13 protein-coding genes are annotated in these 25,489 nt (G+C 64.8%); all 13 read right to left on the bottom strand.

What is annotated here, in order from left to right; all coding sequences use genetic code 11:
• Positions 1-1,983: ABC transporter permease (locus VFW45_10175; protein HEU5181151.1), on the bottom strand; the 1,983-nt coding region annotated here is incomplete at its 3' end.
• A 12-nt stretch (positions 1,984-1,995) separates the two neighbouring features.
• Positions 1,996-4,440 (bottom strand): ABC transporter permease, encoded by a 2,445-nt coding sequence (locus tag VFW45_10180; GenBank protein HEU5181152.1) that lies wholly within the window; start codon positions 4,438-4,440, stop codon positions 1,996-1,998.
• An 84-nt stretch (positions 4,441-4,524) separates the two neighbouring features.
• A complete protein-coding gene (locus tag VFW45_10185; GenBank protein ID HEU5181153.1) occupies positions 4,525-6,927 on the bottom strand; it encodes an ABC transporter permease in 2,403 nt (800 codons plus the stop codon).
• Positions 6,927-7,631: an ABC transporter ATP-binding protein gene (locus VFW45_10190; protein ID HEU5181154.1), complete on the bottom strand. Its 705-nt coding sequence runs from the start codon at positions 7,629-7,631 to the stop codon at positions 6,927-6,929. Before VFW45_10190 ends, VFW45_10185 begins: the two co-directional genes overlap by 1 nt.
• Before the next feature lie 34 nt (positions 7,632-7,665).
• Positions 7,666-8,898 (bottom strand): HlyD family efflux transporter periplasmic adaptor subunit, encoded by a 1,233-nt coding sequence (locus VFW45_10195; protein ID HEU5181155.1) that lies wholly within the window; start codon positions 8,896-8,898, stop codon positions 7,666-7,668.
• A gap of 675 nt (positions 8,899-9,573) precedes the next feature.
• On the bottom strand, positions 9,574-10,083 hold the full coding sequence (locus VFW45_10200; GenBank protein HEU5181156.1) for a hypothetical protein: 510 nt from the start codon (positions 10,081-10,083) through the stop codon (positions 9,574-9,576).
• A gap of 90 nt (positions 10,084-10,173) precedes the next feature.
• The gene (locus VFW45_10205) at positions 10,174-10,584 is read right to left on the bottom strand and encodes a WG repeat-containing protein (GenBank protein HEU5181157.1); all 411 of its coding nucleotides are present in this window, start codon (positions 10,582-10,584) and stop codon (positions 10,174-10,176) included.
• A 132-nt stretch (positions 10,585-10,716) separates the two neighbouring features.
• On the bottom strand, positions 10,717-11,175 hold the full coding sequence (locus VFW45_10210; GenBank protein ID HEU5181158.1) for a WG repeat-containing protein: 459 nt from the start codon (positions 11,173-11,175) through the stop codon (positions 10,717-10,719).
• A gap of 19 nt (positions 11,176-11,194) precedes the next feature.
• Positions 11,195-18,580 carry a S8 family serine peptidase gene (locus tag VFW45_10215; protein ID HEU5181159.1) on the bottom strand — a complete coding sequence of 2,462 codons (7,386 nt, stop codon included), beginning with the start codon at positions 18,578-18,580 and terminating at the stop codon, positions 11,195-11,197.
• A 1,197-nt stretch (positions 18,581-19,777) separates the two neighbouring features.
• Complete coding sequence (locus VFW45_10220; GenBank protein HEU5181160.1) at positions 19,778-20,278, bottom strand: hypothetical protein; 501 nt, start codon at positions 20,276-20,278, stop codon at positions 19,778-19,780.
• A 426-nt stretch (positions 20,279-20,704) separates the two neighbouring features.
• Complete coding sequence (locus VFW45_10225; protein HEU5181161.1) at positions 20,705-21,712, bottom strand: AraC family transcriptional regulator; 1,008 nt, start codon at positions 21,710-21,712, stop codon at positions 20,705-20,707.
• A gap of 290 nt (positions 21,713-22,002) precedes the next feature.
• On the bottom strand, positions 22,003-23,475 hold the full coding sequence (locus VFW45_10230) for an NADH-quinone oxidoreductase subunit N (GenBank protein ID HEU5181162.1): 1,473 nt from the start codon (positions 23,473-23,475) through the stop codon (positions 22,003-22,005).
• Entirely contained in the window at positions 23,472-25,481 is a 2,010-nt protein-coding gene (gene nuoL, locus VFW45_10235; protein HEU5181163.1) for an NADH-quinone oxidoreductase subunit L, read from the bottom strand. Before nuoL ends, VFW45_10230 begins: the two co-directional genes overlap by 4 nt.
• Between the last annotated feature and the right edge of the window lie 8 nt (positions 25,482-25,489).

The raw sequence follows: 25,489 nt of genomic DNA on the forward strand, positions 1-25,489 counted from the left end.
GTCGAAAACGGGAAGATCGCGATCCACGCCCCAGACCTTCTGCCGCAGCGTCGGCACCCAGCGCAGCGGCTCCGACTTGGTGCGCATGACGACGGCCAGCTCCAACGGCCCCTTCTGGGACTCGGGGCGGTACATCTCCGCCCGAGGCGGATCCTCCAGGTTCTGGTGACGCACATCGGCGACCACGCCGATGATCCGCGTCCAGGAGGCATCCGACGCCGCGCTGGCGGAGCGGAGTCCGCGGCCAATCGGGTCCTCGTTCGGCCAGAAGCGGCGCGCCATCGTTTCGTTGATCAACGCCACGGAGCCGCTGTCGGCGCCGTCCTGTTCGTTGAAATCGCGGCCCCGCAGCAACGGGATGCCGAGCGTCCTGAAGTAATCGGTGCCGACGATCAGATAGCCGACGCTGTTCTCATCGCCGCGGCCGGCGACCGGCCGCCCTTCGATGGCGAGGTCGGTCCAGGAATTCGATCCGCCAAGCGGCAGTGTCGAGACGACGCTGGCCGACTGCACCCCGGGGATGGCGCGCACCTGCTCGAGTGCCTGGCGCCAGAAGGCGGAGCGCTGCGCCTGCTCCGGATAGCGCGACTCGGGCAGCGCGATCCGGGCGGAGAGGAGGTTCTGCGTGCGGAATCCGGGATCGACGGAGAACATCGACTGGACGGAGCGGATCATGAGTCCCGCCGCCGCCAGCAGTACCAGCGCCAGCGCCACCTCGGAGACGACCAGCGTCTTCAGGAGGCGGTGACGCGCGTGCCCGGAGGCGCCGCGGCCGCTCTCGCGCAGCGCTCCCATCAGGTCGGAGCGCTTGCGCTGCAGGGCCGGGGCCAGGCCGAAGAGCAATCCGCTGCCCAGCGACAGCGCGAGCATGAAGAGCAGGGCGGTCGCGTCGACCCGGACCTCGTTGATCCTGGGGACGGTGTCGGGGGCGATGGCCTTGAGGACTTCGACGCCCCAGACCGCCACCAGGGTTCCCGCGATGCCGCCGCACAGCGACAGCAGAACCGTCTCGGTCAGGACCTGCCGGATCAAGCGGCCGCGCCCCGCGCCGAGGGCGCGGCGGATCGAGAGCTCGCGCTCGCGCGAAGCGGCTCGCGCCAGCAGCAGGTTGGCGACGTTGGCGCAGCCGATCAGCAGGACGAAGAGGACCGAGAGCTGGATGGTCATCAGCGCCCGGCGCATGTCGCTGCCGAAGACTTCCTCGTAGGCGTCATTCAGAATCACGCACCAGCCGGTGTTGGTATCGGGGTACTGCTTCTCCAGGCGGCTCGCGATCATGCTGACCTCGGTCAGGGCCTGGCTCCGCGTGACGCCGGCGCGCAGGCGGCCCGCCGCCAGGTAGCCGTGGTTGTCGCGATCCTGGGTGGCCGGATCGACGTCGAGGGTGGTCCAGATCTCCGCCGGCGTGTAGAGGAAGGTGAAGCCGCGCGGCATCACCCCGATGATCGTGTGGGTCTTGCCGTTCAGATCGATCTTCCGCCCCACGACCGCCGGGTCGGATGCGAAGCGCCGCTCGAACAGGCCGTGGCTGATGATCGCCACCGGCTCGCGCCCGGGGCGATCCTCGCCGGGGAGGAAGCCGCGCCCGAGGGCAGGCTTCACGTCGAGCACGTCGAGGAGGTTGGCGGTGCCGGTCATCCCCTCGACCCGCTCCGGATCCCCCTTGCCGGTCAGGGCATAGCTGTCGCGCGTGTAGAGCGCCAGCTCCTGGAACGATTTCGCCTGCGCCCTCCAGTCGGCGAAATTGCCCGGGGAGACGGAGGTGTTGTCCCATCCTTTCGAGGGGTTGGTCTCCCAGATCTGCACGATGCGCTCGGGCGCGGGATACGGCAGGGGCTCCAGCAGCAGGACATGGATCATGCTGAAGACCGAGGTGTTGATGCCGATGCCCAGCGCCATCGTCAGGATCGCGATGGCGGTGAGGCCTGGCGCTTTCGCCATCATCCGGAAGCCGTACCGCACGTCCTGCAGCAAGGTTCCCATCGAGGTCTCTCCCTATTCGTTGCGCAGCGCGACCACCGGGTCGATGCGCGCGGCCCGGCGGGCCGGCAGGTACGATGCGAGCATTGCCAGAGAGGCCAGGGCCAGAGGCACGGCCGCGAGAACCATCGGATCGAGCGGACTGACGCCGAAGAGCAGCCCCGCCAGGAGCCGCGTCCCGGCCAGCGCGATCACCAGCCCCACCGCAATGCCGACCAGAGCGAGCTTCATCCCCTGCCAGAGGACCGCCGCCACGACGTCGCGCCGCATCGCCCCGAGCGCCATGCGGATGCCGATCTCGCGGGTACGCTGCTGGGTGGCGAGCGCGATGACGCCGTACAGCCCGGTGGCGGCCAGCAGAGATCCCAGCGCTCCCAGACAGAGCGTCACCCAGCCGGCCAGACGCTGCGGCAGTAATCCGAGCCCCGCATACTCCTCCAGCGACTGCGCGCTGAGGATCGGAAGATAGGGATTCATCGAGCGCAGCAGCGTGCGGACCGCGGGGATCACGGCCTCCGGCTGCCGGCTCCGCAGGATGAGCGTCAGACGGCTGATGTAATTCTGCTTCAGGGGCACGAAGATGAAGCTGCGAGGCGCTTCGCCCAGGGTGCGGTACTTCTGATCGCGCGCCACGCCGACGACCTCGAGGACCCGAGGCGTCTCGCCGGAATCCGAATTCAGGAGCTTCTGTCCCAGCGCTTCCTTGCCGGGCCACAAGCGGCGGGCCAGCGTCTCGTTGACGATGGCGGCCACCGTCGCCGCGCCCGGACGATCGGCTTCCGAGAAGTCGCGTCCGCGCAGCAGCGGGATCCCCATGTTGGCGAAATAGCCGGGCGTGACGGCGTTCCAGTCGACTTCCTGCGTCAGCTCGGACCCCGCCGGCGCCCCTTCCGGCGCGAGGCCGCCGAAGCCGCCCCCGCCGTCATCCAGCGGGAGGTCCCAGGCCAGCGATGCCGACTCGACGCCGGGGAGGGCACGCACGCGCCCCAGCAGCTCGTCCGCGAAGGCGATTCCTTCAGGCTCTTTCATTCCGGACAGGGAGAGATCGAGCCCGATCACCTGGAGATTCGCCAGCTCGAAGCCGGGATCGACCCGCGCCGCGCGACTCAGGGAGCGGGCGAACAGCCCGGCGCACACCAGCAGGAGCAACGTCACCGCCATCTGTCCGGCGACCAGGCCGTTGCGCATCCGGTAGCGGCGCGTGCCGGAGGAGGGCTCCTCCTTCAGCACCACCATCGGGTCGGTCTGCGAGATGCGCAGCGCCGGGACCAGCGACGCCAGCATTCCGGCCGCGATGCTCAGCGCCACACCGAACGCCAGGACGCGCCCGTCCAGCGGCAGATCGATGCGCACCGGCACGGGGAGCTCCGGCAGGAAAGCCAGCAGCAGGTCGCGAATCCACACGGCGCTCAGCAGTCCGGCTGTGCATCCGATCAGCGACAGCAGCACCCCTTCCGCCAGCAGCGTCCGCGCCACGCGCCAGCGCGTCGCTCCCATCGAGACGCGCAGCGCCGCCTCCTTGCGGCGCAGCTCGGCGCGCGCCAGGAACATTCCGGTCACATTGAAGCAGGCTATTAATAGGATGAGCCCGGAGAAGCCCAGCAGCGCGCCGAAGAAGCCCACGGCCAGCGAGCGTGCCTCGCCGGGGAGCGGCCCGCTGGCCATTACCGCGATTCCCTGGCCGCGGTTGTCCTCGGGAAACTCGCGCTCCAGCATCGCCGCGAGGGCCCCGAGATCGGCGCGCGCCTGCGGCAGCGTTACTCCGGGCTTCAAGCGTCCTACGCCCAGCATGAAGACCGCCATGCGGCTGTCCAGGGGATTGCCGTCGGGCCGGACCAGCGTCCAGGCATGCATCGGCAGCCACAGATCGGGAGCCAGCGGCGTGGTCCCGCGGAATCCTTCGGACGCCACGCCGACGACGGTGACCGCCTGCCCGTTGATCCGGATCGAATTGCCGACGATGCCCGCGTCGCCCCGGAAACGGCGCTGCCAGAAGGCATGGCTCAGGACCGCCGCCGGCTCGGCGCCTGCGACGTCGTTCGCTTCCTCGAAGAACCGGCCCGCCGCCGGGTGTGTCTCGAGGATGGCGAAGTAGTTCCCGGTGACCATCTCGGCGTAGGCCCGCTCCGCCGAGCCGCTGCCGCCGATGCTCACCGCCTTCGGCTCGAAGACCCAGCCGGCCAGACCGCTCAAGGTACGGTTGCGGTCGCGCAGGTCGCGGTAGTTGGGGTAGGAGAAATTATCGAAGCCGCGGCCGTCCTGCGTCCGGCCGACGTCCACCAGCTTTTCGGGATGTCCGATGCCGGGCGCCGGGCGCAGGAAAGCCTCATTGATCAGAGTAAAGGCGGCCGAGCTCGCCCCGATCCCCAGGGCCAGGGTCGGCACGGCCAGCAGCGTGAAGCCGGGTGACTTGCGCAGCATGCGCGCCGCGTACTTCAGGTCCTGCAAGAGGGGGGTCATTGCGTCTCCAGGCGCACGGATCGGGGGCCGCGAGATTCCCCGGAGCCTTGCGCTTCGGAGAATTCTGGGCGGCGAGGCATGGGTCTACTCGTAATGCAGCGCGGTGACGGGGTCGACGCTGGCGGCGCGCCGGGCCGGAAAGTAGCAGGCAATCAGGGCGACGCCCATCAGCAGCAGCGAGGTGGTCGCATAAGTGAGCGCGTCGAGCGCGCCCACGCCGAACAGGAGCTTCGAGATCAGACGCGTCAGGGCGAAGGCCCCGCCCAGCCCCAGGACGATGCCGCCCAAAACCAGCATCATCCCCTGGCGCAGGACCATGTCGAGCACGTCACGGCGCTGTGCGCCCAGCGCCATGCGCACCCCGATCTCCTGGGTGCGCGCGGCAACGGAGCAGGCCACCACGCCGTAGATCCCCACGGCGGCCAGGATCAGCGCCACCATCGCGAAGAAGCCGATCAGGGTGGTGGTGAAGCGGCGCGGGGCGGCGGAGGCGCGGATCAGGTCCTGCATCGTGCTGACGTCGGAGACCGGCTGGTCCTTGTCGAGCCCGAAGATCACCTGGCGCGCCGACGCCGTCAGCTGCGACGGGTCGCCGTCGGTCTTCAGAATGAAGGTATAGGTGTCCTGGGGGATCTGCGCGATCGGCTCGTACATCTGCAAGGTGTTCTTCGACTCGAGCCCGTAGTGCTTGACGTCCTTGACGACGCCGACGATCTCACGCACCGTGTCCGTGTCGTTCCCCATGCGCAGCTTTCGGCCGATCGGGTCCACTCCGGGGAAGAGGCGCTTCACGAAGGTCTCGTTCACCACCGCCACTCGGACGGAAGTCCGATCATCGCGCTCGTTGAACAGGCGTCCCTTCACCAGCGGAATGCCGAGTACCTTGAAGTAATCGGGACTCACCGCGTACCAGTTCGCCGAAGGCTGGTCACCCGACTCCACCGAGCTTCCCTCGATGGCGATGGAGTAGATCGTGTCGTTGCCGCCGAAGGGGATGAGCGTGGTGGCCGCGGCCGCTTTCACGCCGGGCAGGACCTGCATCTTCTCGAGCGCCTGCCGCGCGAAGGTCCACTGGTTCTCGGGCTTGGGGTACTTCTTCTCCGGCAGCGACACGCCCAGCGTCATGACGCCGTCCGGCTGCAGGCCGGTCTCCTGCTGCATGACGCGCACGAAGGAGCGCACCTGCAGCCCCGCGCCCACCAGCAGGACCAGGGAGATCGCCACCTGGGTCACCACCAGACCATTGCGCAGGCGGTGCCGGCCCGTCTCGGTGCCGCGACCTCCCTGCTTGAGGGTATCTTGAAGCCCGGTGTGCGAGATGAGGAAAGCAGGCGCCATCCCGAAGATAAGCCCCGAGAGCAGTGACAGCCCCAGGGTGAACAAGAAGACGGTCGTGTTGATCCCGACGTTCTGCATGCGAGGCAGATCGCCGGGCTGGAGCCATCGCAGCAACTCGACGCCCCATTGTCCGAGGAGGAGTCCGAGCCCGCCTCCCACCAGAGACAGGAGCAGGCTCTCGGTGAGGAGCTGGGCGATCAGCCGTCCTCTGCCCGCCCCGAGGGCGGCGCGCAGAGCGATCTCCTTCTGGCGGGCGGAGCCGCGCGCCAGCAGCAGATTGGTCACGTTGCCGCAGGCAATCAGCAGGACGAAGCCGACGGCGGCGAACAGCGACAGCAGCGCCGGACGGACGTCGCCGACGATCTCTTCATAAATGGGCACCACGTGGGCGCCCCAGTTCTTGCTCGAATCGGGGTACTGGACGGCCTGCGCGTTCGCAATCGTGGCCATCTCGGAGTTGGCGGCCTGGAGAGTAGCTCCGGGCTTCAGCCTCGCCATGACTACCAGGAAGTGCCCGCCGCGCATCTGCCTTTCGTCGGGCGTGAAGACGAGCGGCATCATCAGATCGGCCCCGGTCGGCAGGCGGAAGCCCTCGGGCATGATTCCGATGACAGTGTAGCTTTCTCCCCCGAGGGTAATCGGCTGCCCGATGATCTCCTTCTTGCCGCCGAAGCGCCGCTTCCAGATTCCGTCGCTCAGGATGGCGACTTTCTCCTGTCCGGATTCCCATTCCCCCGCCCGAAAGGCGCGTCCGATGACCGGCGGGACCCCGATGAGCTCGGAGATGCCGGCGGTGGGCTTCAACACCCCGATGCGCTCCGGCTCCCCCTCACCCGTCAGCACCATGGAGCTGCTCAGGAGGGCCACCATCGGGTCGAAGGACTTGCTCTGGGCTTGCCAGTCGATGAAGTGGGCCGGGGAAGCGGTGAACTTGGTCCACCCTTTGACGTGGTTGTGCTCCCAGATCATCATGACCCGGTCGGCGTCCTTGTACTGCAGCGGCTGCAGCAGCACGGCGTGGACGACGGAGAAGATGGCGGTGTTGGCGCCGATGCCCAGCCCCAGCGTGAGGACCGCGACGGCGGTGAAGCCGGGATGCTGAAACAGCAGCCTCACTCCGTAGCGGAGGTCGCGCAGGAGCGAGCGCATCAGATCGCCTCGACCGTCGTCTCGTCGACGATCCGTCCGTCGAACAGGTGCACCGTGCGGTCGGCATGCCGGGCGAAGCGCGGGTCGTGGGTCACCATGCAGATAGTCGAGCCGGTGCGGTGCAATCCGCGCAGCATCTCCATCACCGCGTCGCCGTTCTTGGAGTCGAGGTTTCCGGTCGGCTCGTCGGCCAGGAGCATCAGGGGATCGCCCACCAGGGCGCGGGCTACGGCGACGCGCTGCTGCTGACCGCCCGAGAGCTGGCTCGGCAGATGGCGGGCCCGGTGCCCCATGCCCACCTTTTCGAGCGCCTCATTGGCCTTCTTGGCGCGCTCCGGCGCCCGCATGCCGCGGTAGGTCAGCGGCAGCTCGACGTTCTCGAACACCGTCAGGTCACCGATCAGGTTGAAGCTCTGGAAGATGAACCCGATCTCGCGGTTGCGGATGCGCGCCCGCTCGCCCAGGTTCAGGTCCTGCACGGGGCGCCCGTTGAGGACGTAAGCGCCGTCGGTCGGGGAGTCCAGCAACCCCAGGATCGACAGGAGCGTGGACTTGCCGCATCCCGAGGGGCCGCCGATGGCGACATATTCGCCGGACTTGATCTCGAGATGCACGCCGGAGAGGGCGTGCGTCTCCACCTCGTCGGTGGTGAACACCTTGGTCACCTTCTCCAGCCGGATTAGGGACTGGCCGTTTTCGCTCATTGCTGCTGCTCCTGTGTTGTAGGGATCTCGAGAGTCAGTTCAAACGCACGCGATCAAAAGCGTCCCAGGCCGACATGTCCGACAGGATGACCTGGTCGCCTTCCTTCAATCCGTCCAGGATTTCCACCGAGTTCACCGACGAACGGCCCATCTTCACCTGCACGCGGCTCGCCGACGATCCGCCCGGCTCGAGCTTGAACAGCCCGACCGTGCTCTGCTCCCCTCCGAACGCCGGGCGACCCACGAACAGGACGTCGGTCAGCCGCTCCAGCTCGATGGTTCCGTCCACCGTCAGATCGGGGCGCGCGCCTTTGGGCAGCGCTCCTTCGAGGGCGACGTCGACGGTGACGGTGCCGTTCTGCACCGACGGATCGATGCGCGAGACCTTGCCGGGGATGATGCCGTTGCGCGTGTCGATCGAGGCGACCTGGCCGATCTGGATGTCGCGCGCCTGCGTCTCGGCGATGCGGACTTCGGCTTTCAGGCGGCCCGGCTCCGCGACGCGCGCCAGGTTCGCCCCCGGCTGCACGCGCTGGCCGACCTCGACCGGAATCAATTGCAGGACGCCTTCGACGCCGGCGCGGACCTTCAGGGCACTGAGCTGATCCTGGCGGAGCTTGTAGGCGGCGCGGAAGCGATCGACGCGCGCCTGCTGCACCGCCAGCTGGGCCTCGGCCGCCCTGGCGCTCATCTCCAGGCGCGAGTCTTCGATCTCGGAGCGTCCCTTCAGCTCCTCGGCGCGCATGCGTGAGAGTTTTTGGGTGATGTCGGCCACCAGACCGTTTTTCGCCAGCTCGTCGTCGGCCTGGGCCTGCAGCGCCGCCTGCCGGTAGTCGGACTGGACGCCCGCGGCGGCGGCGCGCTGCGTGAGAAGCGCACTTTCCAGCTGCACCTTGAGGTTGGTCGCTTCCGCCTCCGCCGCATGCAGCTCGGAGGCGGCGTCGGTGGCGGCCACCTCCAGCTCGGGGTTGCTCAGCTCGAGGATGACGGTGTCGGTCTTCACGGCGGTTCCGGGCAGGACGACCCGGCGCTCCACCCGGCCCTCGGTCACTGCCGGGATCCAGCGGATTTCCTCCGGGACCAGGGTGCCGGACCCTCGCACCTGGCGGAGCATCGGGCCGCGCTTGACGGTATCCATCCAGACGGTCCCCTTCTCGATGCTGGGGGCGGCCGGCTCCAACCGGGAGAGGCCGAAGGTTACGAGGGCGACCAGGACGGCGCCGCCGGCGCCAATCCAGATCCGGCGCTTGCGCTTGTTGGCGGCCACGGAAGTCGGGCGGGCGATATCGATGACCTGCTCCTATCTGATTTGAGATTCAGAGGACGCCTCGCCAAGGGCAAGCCGTGTGCCAGAGCCTGTCGCCGGAACTAAGTGGATGGACGCGAGGAGGTTAGAAAAGGATGAAATGCGGTTCCGGATTTCCCGGCACGTCCGGTCCCGGTATTGGCCGTCCCATTTCCGAACGGTCCTTCGGACCCGTGGTCCCGCCTCGTGGCCCCGTAGTCCGGATACCTGAACGGTCCTCCCCGCCCGTCATCCGGACTTCCGAAACGCTCCGTAGACCCGCCGATCCCGACGTTCACCCCTGCCTCCAACGCGCTCTAAGCCATTTCCGGCCGGGCAGGCTCCCGCCGCCCGACATCTGCTAGGAACGGAGCCGGACCGGCCGGAGTTCTCGGGATTGTTTGATTCAGGGTAGGAAAGACTCGGGGTCAGGAGGACTTTTGGGTGCGGCCTCGTGCGGGCTTCGCAACGGGAGACGCATCTTTGCTGGAGCTTTCCGGCTGAGGCTCCATCGAACCGTCCGGCCTTCGAGCCTTCGCACGCTTCAGCTGCGCCACGCAATCGCGGACCCGTTCCGCCATACGCACTTTCTCCTCCCAGGTGAGGTCTTTCAGCGACTTCTGCCATTCCGCCTGACGCTTCAGGAGCTCCGCAATATCAGTCATTCAGGAATTTCTCCTGGAACCGCGCCCAGGCATCGCTCAAGTCATGTCGGCGCGCCAGGAGCCCGATGGAATCCCGCGTCACGCTCTTCGATTCCAGCAATGCCAGAATTCTGGCCACATCCTTTGCCCGTCCTACACTCAGAGCGATGACGGCCAGATAATCGGCCCCAACAACCCGCAAGGGCACTCCCCCAAAGTCCGCTGTGGCCGCCTGCTCCAAGGCCTCTCTCGTGAGATTGCTGAAGGTTGGGATGAACTGGACCGGCCACGTTCCGATTCGCACCGATTCACCTTCCGCCGCATAGCCTCGCTCCGCGCAGAAGGCATAGATTGGCGACAACACATCCAGCCGATCGTCGGGCCGGATCCTGACCAGGACGTCGACGTCGAGTGTCGCGATCGGCTGCGTGTAACGCAGTTGGGCAATTGCGCCAAAGAGCGCGTAGTCGGTGATAGTCCCAGTCTGGACCATCTCTCCGAGCAGCCTGGCAATCTCTTTCATGTGCGGGAGTATAGCCGATACTCAGGCGGCGGATGATGCAGGTCAAACGCACACAGATGGCTCGATGAGAGGCTGTTCCAGGCGCAGATTTCAGTTTGCGACGCTTCCCGCCGCGGGCAAGACTGCCGGCAAACCCCATCGCTTAGCAGGGGCTTCATTAGCCCGGCCACGTAATTGATCGAACTTCGCCGGTATGACGAATTGCGCGTTCTTATCGATCCACCCACGCTTCTTCCCATCTTTCACGAGAGCTAATCCATCGCCGAAGCTGGTAGCGAGGTCGTACTCGAGGGGGATTTCCAGCTGGCCTGACTTGTCTACATAGCCCCACTTGCCCGATTTCTGGACTCGAGCCATACCGTCTGAGAAGTCGTCTGCATCCTCGAATTGTGCCGGAATGACGATTTTTCCACTGGTATTGATGAAGCCGTACTTTTCTCCGATCTTGACCCTGGCCATCCCCTCCGAAAATGGTCTCGCCACCCGGGATTCCGGCTCCATGACCCAGCGATAGCCGGGTTGAATAATGCCCCATTGGTCCCCAAACTTCACCGTGCCGATGGCGGATTTGTAGTCAATCTTCTCGGAGAATTGAGGCTCAATCAGGAACTCGCCACGACGGTCGATGTATCCCTACTTCCCGGCGACGGCCGCTCGGCCGACGTCTCCTGAGAAGCTCTTGGCAGCATCGAACTTCGGAGGTATGACCTGCTCACCTTTCCTATCGATGTAACCCCACTTCTCTCCCACTCGGACCGCGATGAGATCCTGTTCGAGGGGAGAGCTCATGATCAGGTTGCGAACTCCCTCGAGCAGCGGATTGACGTTGGATGGCAGGGGCGGACCTTGTACCGGATCGATGCCATCGAATTGCTTCGGCACCACGACTTTTCCGGTCCGGTCGATCAGACCCCATTTGCGGTTTCCCAGGACTGGATACAGAAGGCCGTTTTCTTTGCCGGCGTCTGCCGGCTTGGCGGTCTCCGCGTCCGCGGTTGGTTTCGGTTCCTCCGTTGCGCCTGTCTGACCCTCCTGGGCCACGACCAAAGTCACGGCAGACACCATGAGCAGCCATGCGAAGAAGTGTTTCATCGCCTCTCCTCTCGCAGTTCTAGGGGCGGGGCTCGGTCGGATGGTTTTCTGCGGTTCTTTCCTTGCCACGCTTGAACCCAGGGGGGAGCTGGGTCGCGTCACGCGGGACGAAAACCGTCGATGTCGCGGTCGCGGCATTTCCAGCGGCATCCACCGATCGATACACAGCGGTATAGGTCCTTCCTTCACCGCGAGGATCCCGCTCCGCACGCAGGGAGAAGGTGAAGTCAGCCGTCCCGATACTCGCTCCCTGGATGTCGAACGTCAGGTCTCCTACTCCAGGAAGGTCGTCCGGCTCGCTGCTCGTGACCGTCAGCAGGGTCACGCTGACCCCGCCACACGCATCACTGGACGAGACGTTCGCCGCAACTCCCTTCATTCTCCGGTCCACCGGCCAGAGAATCGTTCGATTGAGGGCCAGCGAAATCACCGGCAGGGTTGTGTCGACGACGCTGACTGGGATGGTCACGGCGTCGGATTCGTTCAAGCTATCGGTCACGCGCAGCGTGACGATGTGATTACCGCGTGGGAGGGTCGCGTTCAGCTGTTCCCCCTGGCCCAGTGACGACTCGCTCGGGCTACCCGCGTCCAGAATCCAATCGAACCGGACGATGGCATCGTGCGTGCCCGGGGTAGAGTCTGGATCGCCAGAGGAAGTTCCATCCAAGTGAACCGACGCACCGGCAGCGGATTCGCATTCCACCGTCGCCGCCGCCGAAACGCGTGCAGCGGGAGGATTGTTGACCAGGAGCGTCGTCTCGCCATGGTAGACGAACTCCCGCTCCACGCTCACCGGAACCGTGCTCCCATCGGTTACTACAAGCTGCATACGATAGCTTTTGCCCGTCTCGAGAGAAGCAATGTTGCCGGTCGAAGGGGGCCAGGATGAGAAAGCGACTCTCACGATGGGGGTGGGGTGAGTCGGCGTAAGCTTCAGAAAGCTTTCACCAATCTCGACGATCTTCCAGTCGAACGAGGTACCCGGGGAGGCCATTCTCCGCACGCACAGGGGAGAGCCAACCGCCATGCCGGACAGGTCCAGGAAGCTCTGGAAATCCGCCGTCGGGGAGGCACAGGTCCCAGGCGCCATCTCGAAATCGGGCATGCCATCGCCGCACCCCAGGGAGCTGTCCAGATCGAGGATTAGCGGATAGCCGACACTCTCGTTGACGAAGGCAATCCCTTCTCCCGGCACGCCGTCGGGGAGCAAGCCGTCGTCACACAAGAGACCTGAGATGGCGTCGTCTATTGTAATGAGCGCGGTCTCCGCCGGAAGGACCTCGAGCGATCCCGAAAGCGGATCGCCTTCCGGATCGCGAGCAATCGCCCTGATCCGCAGCGCATCGCCGCCCCCTGCGATGGTGGAAAGAGTCAGGATCGGCTGGCACAGGTCTCCCGAGCCATCGCCATTGGAATCCCGCTGATCCGGGTCGGCGACCCGGGGACATGTGTCGCAGGCATCGCCGTAATGATCATGATCATTGTCGGCCTGCGCAGGATCGGGGACGGACGGACAAAGATCGCACGCGTCTCCGACGCCATCGCCATCCTGGTCCGACTGCAGCGGGTTCGAGAGCAACGCGCAGTTGTCGCAGGCGTCCCCCCGTCCATCACCGTCGGCATCTTCCTGGCTCGGGTTTGTCGTCGCCGGGCAGTTGTCGGACGCAGCGCAGTGTCCGTCCTGGTCGGCATCGTTCTGAGGATCCGACGGACACGGATCGCAGGCATCGCCTACGGCGTCGCCATCCGAGTCGGTCTGGAGGGGATTGGCCTGTGCAGGGCAGTTGTCCAGCAGGCAGGTGTTCAGTGGAAACCCTGGATTCCCGGTACCGTCTCCATCGATGTCGGTGCAGGAGTCGCACGCGTCGCCTACCCCATCCCCGTCCACATCCGCCTGCGCAGGATTCGCAACCTCCCGGCAATTGTCCGGCCCGTCCGGAATGCCATCGTGGTCGAAATCGGAAAACAGCTCGACGGTCAACGGCACTTGCAGGAGTGGATGAGAGGGGTCGTTCGTCTGAATCCGGATCAGGTCGGTGTAGGTTCCCGTCAGGACGCCGCCTGTCAGGATCGTGGCCGAGACGTCCTGGGAACCTCCGGGAGGTACCGCTCCCGTTCTGGGATTCAACGCGAGGAAACCCTCTCCATGGATCCAGCGCGCGAAGCCGGTTCCCGACGAGTCGGTCAGGTAGATTCCGGCGACCGGATCGGGAAGGAAGGCCATGGGTCCGAGGCCGTTGAACGGATGGTTCACGAATCGCCATATGCCGCGGTCGATCGAATACCGGTGCAAAAGCCTCAGATTGCCTGCCGCCGGAATGAAGTATTCCCTGGTGACGGGGTCGAGCGCGCCGCCTCCCGTCGTACCGACAGTCGGCGAGCTCAGTCGAGTCCAAATGCCCGTGGAGATGTCGAAGCGCGCGACCGACGCACCGCTTCCCGCATGAGCGTAGAGAGTGCCCGCGTGATAGCGCAATCCTCCTGCGATGACGGCGAACGGCGGCGGGGGAAGGGCGACCCTTTCGTCCGTGACGGGATTCCATCGCACGAAGTTGTTGCCCATTGCGCTGTACAGGTAGGTCATGCCATCGCTTGCCGTGTTCCCGTCGAAGCCGGTGGGCTTGGCTCGCGACGACCAGGAACGGGCAGCGATGTCATAGACCCTGATGAAGGATGAATTGGAGATGTAAACCTTCCCGTTTAGCAGGGAGATTCCGCTGCAATCCCCGCTGGCCGGCAGGCTGGGAAGCGTCTCCCAGACGTCGGTATCCCCATGGTAAAGGTAGAATCCGTTCCCGTTGGAGGTATCGGCCGCATAGATGGAGAGGTGATCCGGATCCTCCGTGAGACAGCGCAGACGCGCCGGACTCGGGCTGAGGGTCCTGATTTCGCCAGGCACTCCTTGATCCATCGGAACGCTGTCCCCCGTCGAGCTCGCCGAAGAAGCCGAGTCGGGGAAAGCCGCCCACGCGCTCAGCGAGAATTGCAGATAGCTCCCGCCGGTGTTCAGGACCGTAAGGGTGCGGGTTTCAGTTTGCCCCAGGAGGACTCTCGACTGTATTGAGCCCGGCAGTACGGAAGCCACGGGAGGCGGGAAGGCCGTCCCCGACAGTGGAACGGTGACGCTCGGCTCATCGGGATCGTTTGAATCGAGGATCAGCCGTCCCAAAGCGCTCCCGGGATCAACCGGAGAGAAGAAAAGGGTGAACGGGAAGCTGCCTCCCGGCGGGACCGTCACCGGGGGCTCCAGGCCCGCCAGGGAGAACGGTCCCTCGCACCGGACTCCGGTAATCACCAGGGGCTGCCTGCCCGGATTGACCACGGATGCAGAGAGAGAGCTCGTCTGGCCCGTGAAGGCCGAAGGGAACACGGGCGAAGCCGGCACGACGTTCAGCTCGGGAGCTTCGACGACCGTGAGAGGGGCGGGTAGGATGACCAGCGGCCGCTCCGGATCGTTGCTATAGAGATCGAGCTCGGCGGGATAGGTGCCTGCCGCAAAGGTGCCCGTGTCGAAAGCTATCGGAACCGTCACCGTGCTGCCGGCCGAGACGGTGCCGCTCCATGAGCCGGCGCTCACGTAAGGGACGCCGGTGCGCAGCCGTCCCAATCCCATCGCGGAACCGCCCGGGAAGAAATAGAGGGTAGGAGCCGGGAAAGGGAGCCATGTGATGCTGCCGCTCCTGTTTCCATGAAACATAGTGATCTGGAGTCTTGTCCACCTGCCCTCGTCGATGGAGTAGGCCAGGATCTCCGGGAAGAAGGCATCTCCCCCGTAGGCGTAGTAGATGCGACCTCCTGGATCCAGCCCGGACTTTCCTGCTGAGAGAACGGGCAGGTTCGGCAGGATGGTCCAGCGATTGTTCTGAATGTCGTAACGCGCGAAGCTCGTGTCCGTGTGCGCGTAGAGAAAGCCATCCAGGTACTTCATCCCGCCGCCCTCGGTGAAAAAGTAGGGCGGCGGGGCGAGCTCGACCACTTCTCCGGTCATCCGGTTCCTGCGACGCAGCCTGGTGTTATACGTAGCGTAAATGTACGTGCCTCCGTCCCAGGCCATCGCCGCGCGATCGCCGAAGCTCTGGATAGCCTGCAGGGACCATGAATTCGAGGCGATGTCGTAGATGCCGAAGTTGACGCCGTAGGAATGTATCTTTCCATCGATGATGAGGCTGGGGCAGCCCGTGCCGAAGGGCGGGTCGGCGAGCCGCTCCCAGCGACCCGACTGCACGCGATAGCGGTAGAAGCCTTCGAAAAAGGCCTGCCCGTAGATGATGGAGTTGGCCGGGTCATCGAGGATACACGTGAAGTAGCCGGGCGCGGGAGAGAGATTCTCGAGGGTGCCCGGCGGCGACAGACCGGGAGGAATGGACCCCGGGCTTTGAGGGGGAAACGAAAGAGCCGGCGCCGGAAACCGTGTGGCCAGCGAAAAGGACAGGTCGGACCCACCGTCATTCGAGACGAGGAGATCGCGGATTCCAATATTGCCGTTATAGAACGTCGAGGCGAGCGAAGCAGGCTCGACGCGCAGACGGGGTTTCGATTGCGCCAGCGCGGAAATCGGCAAGCTGGCGACGGGGGTCCGCGGATCGTCGGATTCCACTGTCAGAGCTCCGGAAAATGTGCCGGAGGCCGTGGGAGAAAACACGATCGTCACGACCCGCGATACGCCGATCGGAATACTGTCCGGAACTCCCGAGGCGCTGAATTCCGGAGGGAGCCCGACGCCGCGAATGTGCAGGACGTCGGTTCCCCGGTTCTTGATCTGCACCGGAAGGGAAACGGGCGTACCCGGCATCGTGGCGGGAAACTCGAGGCCGGCAGGCTCCAGGCGGATTTCGGGAGCCCCCAGCACCCGCACGGTCACCGGCACTTCCAGCAGGGGACGGACTGGATCATTGCTGCGAATCTCTGCCAGGGAGGAGTAGACCCCTCCGACCATCGAAGATGAGTCGATCGAAAGCTGCACTTCCCGGGTGCCGCCCGGAGGAACTGAGCCACTGGTGACGGTCGCCCCGAGGTACGCGGGTGCGGTTCGGACCCTGTAGAACCCTGTGTTGTCCGAGCTGGGGATGATGTAGATTCCAGGATTGGCGCCGGTCAGCCACGCGATGCCGCCCTGACCCATGCCTATTGGAAGCTGCGCGCTGCTCCAGGTTCCGGTGTCGATCGAATACCAATCCAGCGTGGAGTCCGGCCACTTAGATAGCGTGTAGAAGCGGCGCGTGCCCGGATCGATGGTATATCCGTGGGCCTCGTGGGGAAGGTACGGCAAGACAGTCCATCGGTTGCCGGCGAGATCGAAGCGCAGGAAGTTCTTCGCGGATGGAGCTGCGAAGAGCTGGCCCTCGAAGTACCGCAGTCCGGATCGCATGTCGAAATTGGTCGGCGGCGTGGGAAGGGAGCTCCTGGCGCCACTGACGGGATCGAAGCGGACCACCTCCGAATACTGGGCGAGGTAGAGAAAGCGCTCACCGTCGCTGGTGATGGCGACCGCATCGTCCCCGAGGGGACTCTCCAGGATCGACCAAGTGTCGGTTCCGATGTCGTAGACGCCCATCTGCCAGTCGTCCCACGTCATCGTATAGATCTTCCCATCGAGCACCGCCGCGCCGCACCAGTACATTCTCACGGGTGCATCCGCCAGGCGGACCCAGCTGTCGTTGGCTGCCGAGTATCGCCAGAATTCCCGGTTCCCTTGCCACTGGCCATACAGCATCTGATTCTGAGAGTTCGCGACGATGCAGGTGAGCGGCACCGCGGTCGGCCGCAGCGTTTCGAAAGGTCCCGGAAGCTCGGATTGCGCCGTCGGAGTCGTCGCCGGCGCCGGTTCGGAAGCTTGCGGAGGATCTTCCAGGGCCGTCCCTGAGAGGCTCGTGGATCCGGTATCGAGAGCGCTGTCCGGTCGGAGACCGAGAGTGAAGAAGAGCGGTCCTGCTCCGGAGTTGCGGAGGACCAGCGTTCGTGTCGTGGATTCCCCGATAGGGACCTCGATCGAGATGGCAGCCGGGTCCACTTCAATCGAAGGAGCGGCTTCGGTATACACGTGACTCACGTTCGAAAGCGGTCCCGCGTTGGCGGCCTCGTCCCTGGCTTTCAGCGCGAAGTAGTAATCCGTGGAGAACTCGAGATTCGGGACTGAGAGGTGTTCCGAGGTGCCCGCCGGCGAGGGGTCCGGCGGCGTCCAGACCCGGATCGCAGCGGAGAAGTTCGCCTCGGTGATGGGTGCGGTGGAATAGCGGACCTCGTAGAGAGCTGCTGTCCCGGAAGCACCGTCATCGCCCGTCGCCGTCCAGGTGAGAGTAACCGTGGCCCCAGTGGCACTGCCGGTCAGATCCTGGATGGCGCCCGGCGGAATCACGTCGAGAGTCGAAATCGGCCGGAAGGCGTTCAGCCTGCCTCCCGTGACCAGCCTTCCCGCCAGCGATGGAATCGGATCGACCGAGCGCAAGAGGGCTTGTTTCAAACCGAGCACATCAATCGTGGGATGTGCCGCACGCACCAGGGCCGCGGCTCCGGCGACGTGCGGGGCCGCCATGGAGGTTCCGCTCAGGTATCCGTAGGCATTTCCCGGAAGAGTGCTCAGGATGGAGTAGCCCGGCGCTCCGAGATCGATGGTCGTCGGGCCATAGCTCGAAAAGGAGGCGAGACCGTCGTAATAGTCTGTGGCCGCCACCGCGACAATCGTCGGAAGATCGAAGGCGGGAGGGTAATCCGGCTCGACGTCGCTGTTGGAGGAAGCGTTGTCCGCTGCCGCGACGAAGAGCACTTCCGCGGCCCCCGCCCTTGCGATGGCGTCGTACAGGGACTGGGAGAAGTCAGGGCCGCCCCAGGAGGCATTGATAATCTTGGCCCCCATCGCCGCGGCGTAGTCAATCGCCGCGATGGCGTCTGCGTCCGTACCGTCCCCAGAGGCATTGAATGCTTTTAGCGGCATCAGGCTGACCTGCCAGCAGACTCCCGTCACACCAATACCGTTGTTCCCAGCGGCGCCAATGATTCCCGACACGTGAGTCCCGTGGCGCTGATCGTCGGAGGGATCGTTGTCGTGGTTGACGAAATCCCATCCATGGACGTCGTCGACATATCCGTTGCCGTCATCATCCAGGCCATTGCCCTCGATCTCTCCTTCGTTGGTCCAGAGGTTGTCCCGGAGATCGAGGTGGGACATATCCATGCCGCTGTCGATAACCGCCACGATGACGTCGCGACTCCCGGTGGTCAGATCCCAGGCACTCTCGGCCCGGATGTCTGCACCGGCGCGTCCTCTCTGCCCGGTATTGTTCAGGGCGTCCATTTCGGGGTAACGCGGATCGTTGGGAACGGCATCGATTCGTCGAATGTAATTCGGCTCGACGTAGCGCACGTGCGGGTTCTTCCGCAGGCGCGCGATAGCCTCTCCGGTCGTCATGCCCTTGCCAAGCTTCCAGTGCTCCGCTCCGTTCCGAAAGCGCCGAACTTTCGCGGCGGAAACTTGGGCTTTGGCGCTGGCTTGTTCGGGGAGACCTGCTCCATCTTCAAAGCGAACAATCACTTCCCCGGGAACGAAGCGTGCGCTACTCGACGACGCATGAGGTGGCGGGCCTTGGGAGGGGCCTTGAGAAGGGCTCTGGGATGCAGTCCCTGCGCTCAGGAGGATCAATAGAACGATTGGTGCGAGCAGGACCGAGCGGCCAGTTGAAGAGGTCAGCAGCACTTCAGCTCTCCGACGCCAGGCGAAATGTGAGCCGGGACCCATCAGGTCGCGAAGCATGTTCGTTTTCGCGCGCGTGGAAGGCGCAAAGCGTGTCCGCAGCGGGCGCGACCTGAATGCCTTGGCAATGGTCAATCTGATTGGCGCAGAGTCTACCATGGTCATCGACCCTCCAGAGCCAAGTGATTCTTCGAATTTGGGCCGCGGAGGCGCTCCCCATCCAGCGGTGGGAAGGAGCCGTCCGCCCACTACTCCCCAAAACGCCCCACGACCCTCGCCCCCGATCGAGTGTGATGACCCAAACGGGAGCGTGGCAAGTGTAGGAGTGGAGGCGCTGGCGATTAGTGATCGATCACGCCAACTTAGTGCTTCGACACGCCTTGCGTTTGCGTTGGGACGACGTGTCGAGGACGCGAACAGCGGTCTTCTCGGCGCGAATATTCAGACCCGGTCGCCTCAAGGGACCTTCCGGAATGTCGGACAAAGACGGTGCGTTGGAGCGCTGCCACTGAGCGGATTCGCATGAATGCTTCTGCAAGACAGGTGCCACTCGCGCGCATCGTCCCTTCTCCAAAGTGACTGATAGAGGAACCTGGAAAGTACCAACGCATGGGCTCATCAGTGGTGGGAGGAGCCGGAGGCCGATGAAGAGGCGTTCAGGACCGGCCGGCTCCTCGACGATGACGAGGACAAGGAGACCGCTTGGCACGCCGAACCGCATAATCTGCGAACCCTGGTTCCGAATCGGAAAACTTTGCGCTGGAAAGCCCCACGGATGCGCATGAACGTTCTCGGATTCTCCTGGCAGGCTGCTGTTGCTGCCAGTAAGCACGGAGCTCGGCAGATGACGAACAGCCTCGGTAGGCGGCGGGTCAGCCGGTGCGGCGGTGGGCGCGTGTCCTGATCCGGCTCCGATCAGTGCCTCGTGAATCCCGCCTCAAATCGTCGCCAGAAATCCTCAAGACCATGCCTGCGGGCGAGAGCTTTGATCGCCGATGGGGTGACGCTTTCCCATTCGATCAACGTCAGGATTGTGGCGAAGTCTTTGGGCCTGCCGATGCTCAGAGCGATAACCGCCAGATAATCGGCGCGGACCACCCGGAGATTGGTACCGTGAAGATCGACACTCTCAGCCTGTTGGATGGCTTCGCGCGTCAGCGGGGCAGATGCCGTCATGAAATGCAGCGGCCAATCCGCGACCCGAATCACTTCTTCCTCCGGAGGGTAGCCGCGCTCGGCGCAAAAGCGCGTTAGCACATCGAGCCTGTTGGTATGAGCCGGCATTACCAGAACGTCGGCATCAACGGTAGCGACGGGCGCCGTGTCACGCTTCTGGGCCATGGCACCGAACAGCGCATATTCGACGATGATCCCGGCCTGGGCCATGTCTCCAAGCAGCCTGGCAATCTCCTTCATGGGCGGGAGAATGTCCGATGCCACGACGGGGAGCAAGGGACTCCCTAGCTGCCGCACCTTCTCAGCCGAGGACTCGGACTGGTACTTCCATACATCCCTACCTGACGGAGACATGGTCTCGCAGCCTCTTATTAGGGCGGGATGGCCTCCGTCATGGAGAAAAGCGTGCCACCCGCACCGAGGTTGAACCAAGTACGGGCCGCGGGGGCGCCCCCCATGGGCGGTGGGAAGGAGCCGTCGACCCACCGCTACCCATAACGCCCCCGCGACCCTGGCTCCCGATTCGGCAAGAGGAGGTCAATCAGGAGCGTGGCAAGTCTAGGAGGTGGGGCGCCAGGAATCAGTGATGGAATGCGTCAAGTTTGTGCTTCGAGACGCCACGCTTCATGCCGGATGTGTCGACCGAACGTGTGAAAATCCGGCAGGTCAGCCGGCGCGGCGGTAGGCGCGCGGGGAAGTCCGGTGCCAGCGGCGGAAGGCGTGGTGGAACGAGGTTGGATCGGCGTAGCCGAGAAGGAACGCCACCTCGGAAGCGGCGATTCCTTTGCGATGCAACAAGGCGCCGGACATCCGGCGGCGCAGGTCCTCCAGGACCTGGCGGAATGAAGTTCCCTCTTCACTCAGAGAGCGCTGCAGCGTTCGGGGGCTGACCGACAGGATCGAGGCGATGTGCTCCAGCGAAGGCGCGCCGCTGCTGAGCTCGGTCCACAGGGCGCGGCTTACGCGGCCGGTCCAGGTCCGCTCCTCCAGCTCGCGCAGCTTCTGCTCGGCCAGCCGGTCGAGGTAGCCGGCGAGCGTCTCGTCAGCCTGCAGCACCGGCATCTCCATCTGCGCGGCGCGATAGCGCAGGGCTGCTTTGGGCTGACCGAAGCGTAGGGGCGCCGTGAAGAAGCGACGATGATGGGAGACGTCCTTCAGCTTCGGATAAGGGAGCTCCACTTCCACGGGCGACAGCGGGTTTCCCGAGAGCTGGCGCAGAAGGGCCACGATGTTCGCGAGTCGGAGATCGATCGGGTGGCGCAGCGTCTCGAAATGCGGGTCGGACTCCAGGACGATGCGGCATTGATCGTCGTCCGTCTCCACGTGGAGGCGGACGGTTTCGGCGACGATAGAGCTGTAGCGGGAGAGTCGGTGCAGGGCGCGCTTCAGCGTTCGGCTGTAGTAGAGCGAGTAGCTCACCAGTCCGAAAGGCGCGGCCGGACCCTTTCCCTCCATCAATGTCAGCCCAAGAGCCTCGTCGGGGATTTGCTGCGCCAGGGCGTGCCAGAGCTTCCATACCTTCTCGGACGGGATCCTGCCGTCGGGATCCTTCAGCTCCGCCGCCGTCAGGCCGGCTGCGGCCATCAGAGAACGTCGATCGGCGCCCAGACTTTGAGCCTGATCGAGCAGCACGAGGGGAACACGCGTGAGGGAACTGGGACCATACGGCCGCATGGGCTCTCCCGAGTCGGCTCATGCTACCAGAAAGAGGGATTTGCCCGCGGGTGGTGGGCCTGTTGGGACTTGGAGATGAAAAGCGGGATTTTCGAGCCGCGGAGGCGCTTCCTCGTCCAGCCCGGGCAGGGCGGTCGGCGCCCTTCCAGGGCTCGCGCCCCCGCGGCCCAATCTCCCGATGGCGTGAGGGTCATCGGAAGTGTGCCAAGCCTAGGCCGTGCGACGCGCACCGTCAGTGATAGAACGCGCCATTTCCCTGCTACGACGCGCCACCGGTCCCGGTTGCGTGACTACAGCAGCGAGCGGGTGAGGTTCAGGAACCAGACGGGGAGGATGCCCAGGAGGATGGTGGCGATGGCGGAGACGCCCAGCGACACCCCCTCAGCGGCGGTGAGCGGCGGGCCGGGGGTGGTGGTGTTGGGCTCCTTCATATACATGTTGACGATGACGCGCAAATAGTAGCAGGCGCCGATGACGGAGTTCAGGAGCCCCATGACCGCCAGCAGGTAGAACTTGCCGTCGACAGCGGCGCGGAACAGGAAGAACTTCCCGAGGAAGCCGGCCATCGGCGGGATGCCGGTGAGCGACAGCATGAAGATCGCCATCATCGCCGCGATGACGGGACGGCGGCGCGCCAGGCCGGAGTAGCTGTACAGCGAGAAGGCCTCCTCCCCTTCCCCCCCGTCCTTACCCAGCAGCGAGGCGATGGCGAACGCCCCCAGATTCATGAAGGTGTAGCCGGCCAGGTAATAGAGGATGGCGGAGAGGGCCTCGGCGCGATCGGCCACCGAAGAAGTGACGACGACTCCTACCAGCAGGTAGCCGGCGTGCGCCACCGACGAGTAGGCCAGCATCCTCTTGATGTTGGTCTGCGCCAGGGCCACGACGTTGCCGGCGGTCATGGTGGCGATGGCGAGCACGGTGAGCATCGCCACCCAGCTCGCCTGCGCCTGCGGTCCCTGAAAGCCGACGGTGAAGATGCGCAGGACCATGGCCAGCGCCGCCGCCTTCGTGCCCGCCGCCATGAAGCCGGCCACCGGCGCGGGCGCCCCCTGGTAGACGTCGGGGATCCAGAAGTGGAACGGCGCCGCTCCCAACTTGAAGGCCAGGCCGATCAGGATCAACCCCATTCCCAGCATGGCGCGGCTGTCGATCGGCATGTCGGGAGGCAGCGCGAAGGCGCGCGTCACGCCGCGCAGGTCGACGCTGCGGGTGACGCCGTAGATCAGCGCGATGCCGTACAGCAGGAACGAGGTGGCGAAGGCCCCGAGGAGAAAATACTTCAGCGAGGACTCCACCGATTTCTCATGGTCGCGCGTGAACCCGGCCAGGACGTAGAGAGAGATCGACAGGATCTCCAGACCCAGGAACAAGGTGAGGAGGTTCTCGCTCGCCGACATCAGCATCATGCCGATCGTGGCGCACATGACCAGGACGTGGTACTCCCCCAGCCCCTGGCCGTCCTTCTCCACCAGCGGGATGGAGGTGAGGACCGTGAGCCCCGCCGTCGCCAGAAAGAGCATCCAGAAGATCAGAGCGAAGCGGTCGACGATCATGGCGCCGGAGAAGAGCGTCACCGTCACGTTGTCCTGGATCAGCTTCATCAGCGGGATCGCGGCGAAAATGATGCAGCCGAAGGCAAGATAGCCTGCCTCGCTGCCCGAGCGCTTGAACAGAGAGACCAGCAGCAGCACTGCCGCGGTCCAGAGCTCCATGGCGAGAACGGGAGAGAGTGGAACGAGGGCGGCCGGAATCGACATCATGCCAGATACCAAAGAACGGCGAGCACGCCGAACATGAACCAGAGAGCGTAGCGCCGCACCTGGCCGGTGTGGAAGAGCTTCAAGAGCTGAGAGCAGACTTCAGTGAAGGCGCCGACGGCATTCACCAGGCCATCCACGATGCGCCGGTCGAAGGCGGCGAGCAGATTGCACTTCCACCAGTAGGGCTTCACGATGATCCGGTCGTACAGCTCATCGACATAGAACTTGTTGGCGAGCAGGTCGGCGAGGCGCGGGTACATCGCCGCCAGGCGCTGCGGGATCTCGGGGCGCGCGCGGTAGAAACGATAGGCGGTGAAGATGGACACCGCCACGACACCCAGAGCGAGGAGCATCAGAAGGTACTCGAGCTGCGCCATCCCGGCATGCGATTCGGCGGCGGCTTTCATGGGCTCGCCCCCGGCCTCCACCGTGCCGGCCGGCTCGAAGACCGGGGCCAGGAAGCGCTCGAATGCGTTGAGGTCACGGCCGAAGCTGAGGCTGGCCGGAATGCCGACCAGGCCGCCGACGGCCGAGAGCAGGGCCAGGATGATCAGAGGAATGGTCATCACTTTCGGCGACTCGTGCAGATGGTGCGCCGTCTCCTGGTCCATGCGCCCCTCGCCGTAAAAGCAGAGGAACACCAGGCGGAACATATAGAAGGTGGTCAGGGCGGCGGCGATCAGTCCGATGGCCCAGAAGATCGGCCCGCCCAGGCCGAGCGGGTTTCCGGCGCCGAACGCCTTCCAGAGGATCTCGTCCTTGCTGAAGTAGCCCGAGAGCGGCGGGATGCCGGCGATAGCCAAAGTGCCCACCAAAAATGTCGCGAAGGTGATGGGCAGCGTCTTCTTCAACCCGCCCATCTTCCTGAGGTCCTGCTCACCGCTCATGGCGTGAATGACGCTGCCGGAGCCCAGGAAGAGGAGCGCCTTGAAGAAGGCATGCGTCATCAGATGGAAGATGGCCGCGGTGAACGCGCCGACGCCCGCCGCCAGGAACATGTAGCCGAGCTGGCTCACCGTGGAATAGGCCAGCACCTTCTTGATGTCGTTCTGGCGCAGCGCCATGCTCGCCGCGAAGATCGCCGTGAGCGCCCCCACCGTGGCGACCACCATCAAAGCCTGCGGCCCCTGCAGGTAGATCGCCGAGCAGCGGCAGACCATGTAGACACCCGCCGTCACCATCGTTGCGGCATGGATCAGGGCGGACACCGGCGTGGGACCCGCCATCGCATCGGGGAGCCAGACATAAAGCGGAATCTGCGCGCTCTTGCCGCAGGCGCCGAAGAACAGCAACACTCCGATAGCCGCCGCCACCACCGGCGTCAGATGCGACGCCTGCGCCATCACCGAGGTGAAATCGAGCGTCCCCAGCGAGGCGAAGATCCAGGCCATCGCCAGGACGAATCCCATGTCGCCGACCCGGTTCACCAGGAAGGCCTTCTTCCCCGCATCGGCCGCGCTGTCCTTCGGGTAGTCGAAGCCGATCAGCAGGTACGAGCACAACCCCACCCCTTCCCACCCCACGAACATCACCGGGAAGCTGGAGCCCAGCACCAGCGTCAGCATCATCGCCATGAACAGGTTCAAATAGGCGAAGTAGCGCCAGTAACCTTCCTCGTGGGCCATGTAGCCGACAGAGTAGACATGGATCAGGAAGCCGACTCCGGTCACCACCAGCAGCATGACCGCCGACAGGGGATCCAGCGTGAAGCCCCAGGGGATCGAGAACTCGGCCCCCTGCCTGCCGCGGCCGGCGTGCAGCCACTCGGCTGCCGTCAGCGTGACGCGCTTCGCGTCCTGGTCGACGTCCAGGCGTCCCGCGATCGGGGTGACCGATTCGAGATGGCCCAGCTGCATGACCGCGCCGAGCGACAGGAAGAAAGCCACGAGGACCGTTCCGCAGGCGATGATTCCCACCACCGGCTTGGACAGGCGCCGTCCCAGCAGGCCGTTGAGGACGAAGCCGGCCAGGGGAAGCAGCGGAATGAGATAGAGGGCTTTCAGCACGATGAACG

The sequence above is a fragment of the Candidatus Polarisedimenticolia bacterium genome (genome assembly GCA_035764505.1).
GTDB lineage: Bacteria > Acidobacteriota > Polarisedimenticolia > Gp22-AA2 > AA152 > AA152.